Raw genomic sequence first — 6,000 nt, 5'->3', positions numbered from 1 at the left:
AAGGCTTTGAAAGCTTCTTGGAGCAGCACTACGACTATGACGCGACGAAAACGAAGTTGGTCATTAACGGGGATGGAGCCGGTTGGATTTCGGCTTGCCAAGAGGACTTCAAGGGCCGGGCGTTTTATCATTTGGATCGGTTCCATGTCGCCCGCGATTTGCATCTAATCATGAAAGATCATCCGCGCTATTCCGCGATGAAACGGGCGCTGAACGAGAATGATCCGGAGCGGTTGATCGTGGAGCTGAACAGCGCCGTGGGAACGATGGCTACACCGGAAGGCGAAGCGAAGCTAGAGGTGTTCATCGCGTATGTCACGAAACATAAAGAAGCCTTATGTGATTATAAGGCGTGGCTCGAAGAAAAAGGGATGGACACCCGCGGGATGTGCACGATGGGGGCTTCGGAAGGCCTGATGAGCCAATTTGCGGCTCGCCTCAAACAGGGGCGCAGTTGGAGCGCAGCCGGTGTAGAGGCGATGACCCAATGGATGATTGCTGACAAGGATCGGTTGGAGGTCAAAACGTGGTTTGGGCAATGGGTGCCGAACCGTGAAACAAACGGTTCGGGTCGTAAGGCTCCAGAGACCAAAACCCGTAAAAGGCTGACCAAGCAAATCGTAAATGATGTACGCGACAACATCCCCTATATGAAACAATCTTCAGGCACGATGATTCACAGCACTTTGAAAGGGCTGATCGGTTTTTAAACATTAAGAGAGCTTCCGTAAGAAGTCCAAGAAAATAGGAGAACGCTTTCAAATTGCATTGTACAAGAAAAGTGCCCACAAAAGCTTGACTGCATCAAGAAATTTTGACAAGTTGGATTTTTTTATGATTTGGTTTATACTATGAATGACCGTCCAGCAATGCGAAGGCAAAATACCCTGATCATAAAATGGGCATACATAGTGGCAGGAGGGGTTCCTGTGAACGAGTTTGAAAAAGACTTGCACGACACAAGAAATGACTTTGTCGATGCCGCAAACGGGTTTACGTTCTCGTTCTTATTCTTCGCCGTCCTCTTTATCATCGGCATCGTCGTCCAACAGATCATGAAGTGAGCAAGGCGCAAGGCAGCGACGATTCGCGCTTGCTCCCGCGCGTTTCGGACGCGGGGCAATCATGCGTTGGCCGTTTCAGCGATCTAAAAAATAACGGAAATGGTGAAAAGAGGGTGAACCCGAAAGACGGGAAAACACCCTCTCATTTTTTTGTCGTTGCCGTTTCCACTCCGACGATGTGACGGGCGTCGAAAACGATGCGGATCGCCCCCGAGCGGTCCGTCCGCATAACCGGGATGCGGCGGTCGCGAAAGATTTTCAGCACCTCTTCGTGCGGGTGGCCGTAGCGATTGTGCGCTCCGACGGATATGACCGCGAGGCGGGGCGCAATCGCATCGATGAACGCCGGCGCGCTCGAGGTGCGGCTCCCATGGTGCCCCACCTTGAGCATGTCAATTTTTAAGTTGGGATGCCTCTTTATAAGCTCAAGCTCCCCCTCCCTGTCGAGATCGCCCGTGAAAAGCCAACGGCTTCCGCCAAGGCGGGCAAACAAAACGAGCGATTGGCCGTTCGTCGACTCGGTTTTCTCATAAGGCCACAAGACTTGAAACGTTTCCGACCCCGCTCCCCAGCGAACGCCCGGAGAAACGCGCACGAGTTGTACACCGAGCGCCCGCGCCTTTTGAAACCATGCCCATTCGGTTTTGGTCGCCGTGAACGGCCGGGCCACGATCAATTGCCGGATCGGCATGCAGCCGATCAAACCTTCCAATCCTTCAATATGGTCAAAATCCCGGTGCGTCAAGACGAGGCGATCGATGCGCCGGACGCCCATCGCCTTGAGCTCATGGCAAACGATGTCGCGGCCGATGTTAAACGGATCCCTTTCCCTTTGCCAGCTTTTTTGCGCAATGGGCAGGCGCCCGCCGGTATCGATCAACACGTTGCCTCTTGCATGAGGAAGCTGGATGAAAATGCTGTCTCCTTGACCGACATCCAAAAACGTGACGGAGCCGACCGGAGAAATCCAGGAAACAACGGTCGCCAGCGCACCGATCAAGACGGCCCCGATAAAGGGAAGGAAGAGCGAACCGGCGCCCTCCAGCTTCTCCCACAGCATCAAAAGCGCGAGCACAAGGATGATCAGCCCCAGCATGAGCCATGTCCCCGGACGTCCGGTCGTCACATACAAAAGGCTTCGTTCATCCAGCTTCGTCAAGAAGGCGTGGGCCGGCCCCACCATGAGCGACAAACAGGCTTCCAACGGGCCGCGCAAGGCGGGAAAAACGGGACTGAGGGCCGCTGCGGCGAGAGAAAGCGGCAAGATGACGAACGTAATGAACGGAATATAGAAGACGTTCAGGAAAAAACCGAGGAGGGAAAAGCCGTAAAAATAGAAGGCGATGAGCGGCAGCGTCGCAAGCTGGGCGATGCCGGTCATGACAAACGTGCGGACCAAAAAGTTGGCATGGCGGCGGCTAATCGTCGGAGCCGAAACGATGATCGCCAATGTGACGAGGTAGGAAAGCTCAAATCCGATGTCGAACAGGACGCCTGGGGATAAAAACAACTGGAGGAGAGCGCTGAAAGCGAGCGCGGCGAGCGGCGAAGGCTTGGATTTTAAAAGAGGCGCCAGCAGCTGAAAGCCGAGCATGAGCGCCGCCCGGCACACCGACGGGGAAAGCCCCGTCAAGATCGCATAAGCCGGCAACAAGACGAGCGCCATAAAAAGGCGGACGTGCTCTTTCAGAAAACCGGCGCGAAGGAGCAAATAATAAACGGCGCCGGCGATGAGGCTGACGTGGAGGCCCGAGACGGCGAGGAGATGAACGAGTCCAAGGTTTTGATAAGCGGTGAGCACGTTCGGATCCATCGCAGAGCGATCGCCGTAGACGAGCGCGTTCACCAATCCGGCCAACGGCTCGGGCAGCTCGCGCTCCGTGGCCGAAACGCCGGCTTGTCGCAAGCGTTTGATGCGATCGATCAGTCCGGGCCGGCCCGACCGGCAACGCAGGATCGACTCGGCATTCAGGACCCAATGGATGCCTTTGTGCTTTAAATAGGCCGGATAGTCAAACGCGTAAAAATTCGTCGTAGCCTGCGGCCTTTCCAAGCTCCCGTTCACGAGGCAAACCGCGCCCGGCTTCAATGTTTGTTGGAAAAAGCGCTTTTCTTCTTCGCTTTTCATGGTGTAAACGAGCCGCACCGTCTCGTTTTGCGCCGTTCGAAAATCGGTTTTCAGACGGTCACCGTCGATTTCCGGCCATGCGACCGTCCCCGTCCAAACCGTGTCGGCGGGCGTCAAGGCGGTCGGCCGGTCGCGGAGGGCGGCGTTTGCCCACATGCCGACAAAAATCAAGAGGGTACAAACGGCCAGCGTTCGCTTATAAATGAAAAGCGTCATAAAACCGATGGCGGTAAGAAGAAGGACGACTCCGCTCGGATCGCTCCGTTGCCAAACCGCGATGGCGGCGGCGGCCGCGAGGAGATGGCCGTTGCGCCTCCCTTCACGGAAGGCTTTTCGCACCGCTTCGACCATGCGGCGACCGTGAGAAAGGCCCGGGTCAAGAACCTTTCTCGTAAAGCTGACGGGCCCGTTCATAAAAATCTTTCACTTTTTCTTTATCGGCGCCAAGCGCTTCCATTTCTTTCAGCAACTCAACAACGAAGGCGAGCTGCTCTTCCTCCGGTACGGTTTCAAACGGATTTTCATAGGGGACGTGGACCGTCTCGACGCCGGCATCTTCAAGGAGTTCCATCGCGTACGGATCGTTGTGATAAGGATTGGCGTAGTATATCTTCTTGATGCCGGCTTGTATGATCGCCTTGGAGCATGAAAGGCACGGAAAATGCGTGACATAAATTTCCGCCCCCTGGGTCGGCACGCCGAACTTCGCGCATTGCAGGATGGCGTTCATCTCCGCATGGATCGTGCGGACGCAATGGCCGTCGACCACATAACAGCCGACATCGGTGCAATGGACGCCTCCCGAGGTCGACCCGTTATAACCGCCGGCGATGATGCGGCGGTCGCGGACGATCGTTGCTCCGACGGCCAGTCGGGTGCATGTGCTGCGGTTGGCGAGTAAATGGCTTTGCGCCATGAAATATTGATCCCAAGACAATCTCACGAAAACCCCACCTTTCTTTATGACTTATGACCATTTTATCGACACGGTTTGACGCCCGTCAACGGATGGGCGGATGGCGCGGAAGAATCCTGTCGGCGGCTCGCAAAAAACCGATTATTGAGCGACAGCCAGCGGTTTGATGCGTTCCAAGGATTTTTCGCCGATCCCCGACACCTTATCCAGCTCATCGACCGAACGGAACGGACCGTGCTTTTGCCGGTAGGCGACGATGCTCGCGGCTTTGGCGGGTCCGATGCCGGGCAGCTTTTGCAGTTCTTCTTCGCTCGCGGTGTTAATGTTAATTTTTTCCGCCTCACCACCAGCGGCGGCGGCTCCCTCATCCGTCCCGCCCGTCGAGAGCGCTCCGGCCGCGGCGTTCTCGACGGGCTTCTCTCCTTTTGCCGGAATGTATACCACCATCTCGTCCGTCAATTTTTTGGCGAAATTGACGTTCTTGTTGTCCGCTTTATCCGTCAATCCGCCCGCCTTTTCCAACACGTCGATGACGCGGTCGCCGGGTTTCATTTCATAAACGCCGGGGTGCTTGACTGCGCCTTTTACGTCGACCATAATGGTCCCGTTTTGCGCTTCGTTGCCGTTCGCTGCCGCCGTCTTTCCGCCATCGCTTGCCCCTTCCTGCGATCGGGTTTCGTTTTGCGCCGCCGCTTGCTCTTTCAAAACGTCATCCCATGTCCCTTCGTCCGTTTGCGGCGCCGAATGATAACGATAAATAACGATCAGCAGGACGGCAAAGGCGGCCAAGACAAAGTACGGCCACTTCTCCTTCAACATTTCATCGCTCCTCTCTTCACCCGCGGGAATATTTAAAGCTGGGGAGGCATAGGGATGTAAGGACATTCGCGCGTTCTCATGGAGGAATGCAAGAGTCAACGCGAAGCGGCGCCGGGGCGGAGCCAGGCTGTTCCGGTTGATCTGAAAAGGGGGAGATAACCCGTGCATATCGGGGTGATCGGAACCGGAAACATGGGATCGATTCTTGTAGAGGCGTTCATCGAAAGCCGGGCGGCCATTCCTGAAGAGGTGGTCGTCATGAATCGGACAAAAGCGAAAGCGGAAGCGCTCCGATCGCGCGTCCCCGGGATCGCGGTCGCCGATACCGCCGACGAAGTCGTCCGCCGGTCGAACCTCACCTTCCTCTGCGTGCGTCCGACGGAGATGCCCGGTCTTCTCCGCCGGATTGGCGGAAGCGTCGCGGAAGAAGACATCATCGTCTCCATCACCAGTCCGGTGGGACCGGATGACATTGAAGCGAGCGTTTCCGGAAAAGGCGTGCGCTGGATCCCGAGCATCACCAATCGGGCGCTTGCGGGCGCCACCTTATTGACTTACGGCTCCAGGATAAACGCGGAAGACAAGCAGACGTTGCGGCGGTTGGCGTCTCATTTTTCCACGCCGATCGAAATCCCGGACGACGTGACGCGCGTCGCCTCGGATCTGGCCAGCGCCGGCCCGGCCTTTATCGGCTTTCTGCTCGAACGGATGATCCGGGCGGCGACGGAAGAAACGGCCATTTCGGAGGAACTGGCCGTCGCCTTAACGACGGAGATGATGGTCGGCTTCGGCGCGCTGTTAAAACGCCAAATTTATACGCTTAAAACGTTGAGGCAAAAGGTCCAAGTCCAAGGCGGGGTGACCGGCGTGGGGCTGAACGTGTTGGAGCGGGAAACCGGGGCCATGTTTCACCACCTCTTTCGGAAAACCCAAGAAAAATTCAAGGAAGATCGCGAAGCGGTCAAACGGGGTTTTGATGGGCAAGCATAAATCGAGGAACGGCCTCGAAAGGTCGACACGTTATTCTTTCGACATCTCCGCCGAAATTCCTGCCAGAAAAAATCTCCGCTCGG

At 56.1% G+C, this 6,000-nt stretch carries 6 protein-coding genes; 3 read left to right on the top strand and 3 right to left on the bottom strand.

Annotated features, from left to right (window positions below; all coding sequences use genetic code 11):
* The coding region (locus CCB157_RS04240; RefSeq protein ID WP_193432250.1) for a UPF0236 family transposase-like protein at positions 1–710 on the top strand (710 nt) is incomplete at its 5' end.
* A 219-nt stretch (positions 711–929) separates the two neighbouring features.
* A complete protein-coding gene (locus CCB157_RS04235) occupies positions 930–1,064 on the top strand; it encodes a YqzM family protein (protein ID WP_077614680.1) in 135 nt (44 codons plus the stop codon).
* 142 nt (positions 1,065–1,206) lie between these two features.
* Here the strand turns inward: CCB157_RS04235 and CCB157_RS04230 are convergent, their stop codons facing one another.
* The 3 genes from CCB157_RS04230 to CCB157_RS04220 all read right to left on the bottom strand — a co-directional run bounded on the left by CCB157_RS04230 (position 1,207) and on the right by CCB157_RS04220 (position 4,924).
* Positions 1,207–3,606, bottom strand: coding sequence for a DNA internalization-related competence protein ComEC/Rec2 (locus CCB157_RS04230; protein WP_077614679.1), 2,400 nt, complete (start codon positions 3,604–3,606; stop codon positions 1,207–1,209).
* Positions 3,569–4,108: a ComE operon protein 2 gene (locus tag CCB157_RS04225; RefSeq protein WP_077614689.1), complete on the bottom strand. Its 540-nt coding sequence runs from the start codon at positions 4,106–4,108 to the stop codon at positions 3,569–3,571. The genes CCB157_RS04230 and CCB157_RS04225 overlap by 38 nt, the downstream gene beginning before the upstream one ends.
* Before the next feature lie 141 nt (positions 4,109–4,249).
* Complete coding sequence (locus CCB157_RS04220) at positions 4,250–4,924, bottom strand: helix-hairpin-helix domain-containing protein (protein WP_158077194.1); 675 nt, start codon at positions 4,922–4,924, stop codon at positions 4,250–4,252.
* 165 nt (positions 4,925–5,089) lie between these two features.
* Between CCB157_RS04220 and comER the strand changes: the two genes are divergently transcribed.
* Complete coding sequence (gene comER / locus CCB157_RS04215) at positions 5,090–5,917, top strand: late competence protein ComER (RefSeq protein WP_077614677.1); 828 nt, start codon at positions 5,090–5,092, stop codon at positions 5,915–5,917.
* Positions 5,918–6,000: the final 83 nt, after the last annotated feature.

It is taken from the genome of Caenibacillus caldisaponilyticus, from assembly GCF_002003465.1.
Taxonomy (GTDB): Bacteria; Bacillota; Bacilli; order Bacillales; family Sporolactobacillaceae; genus Caenibacillus; species Caenibacillus caldisaponilyticus.
This window is presented reverse-complemented; position numbering and strand designations above follow the sequence as displayed.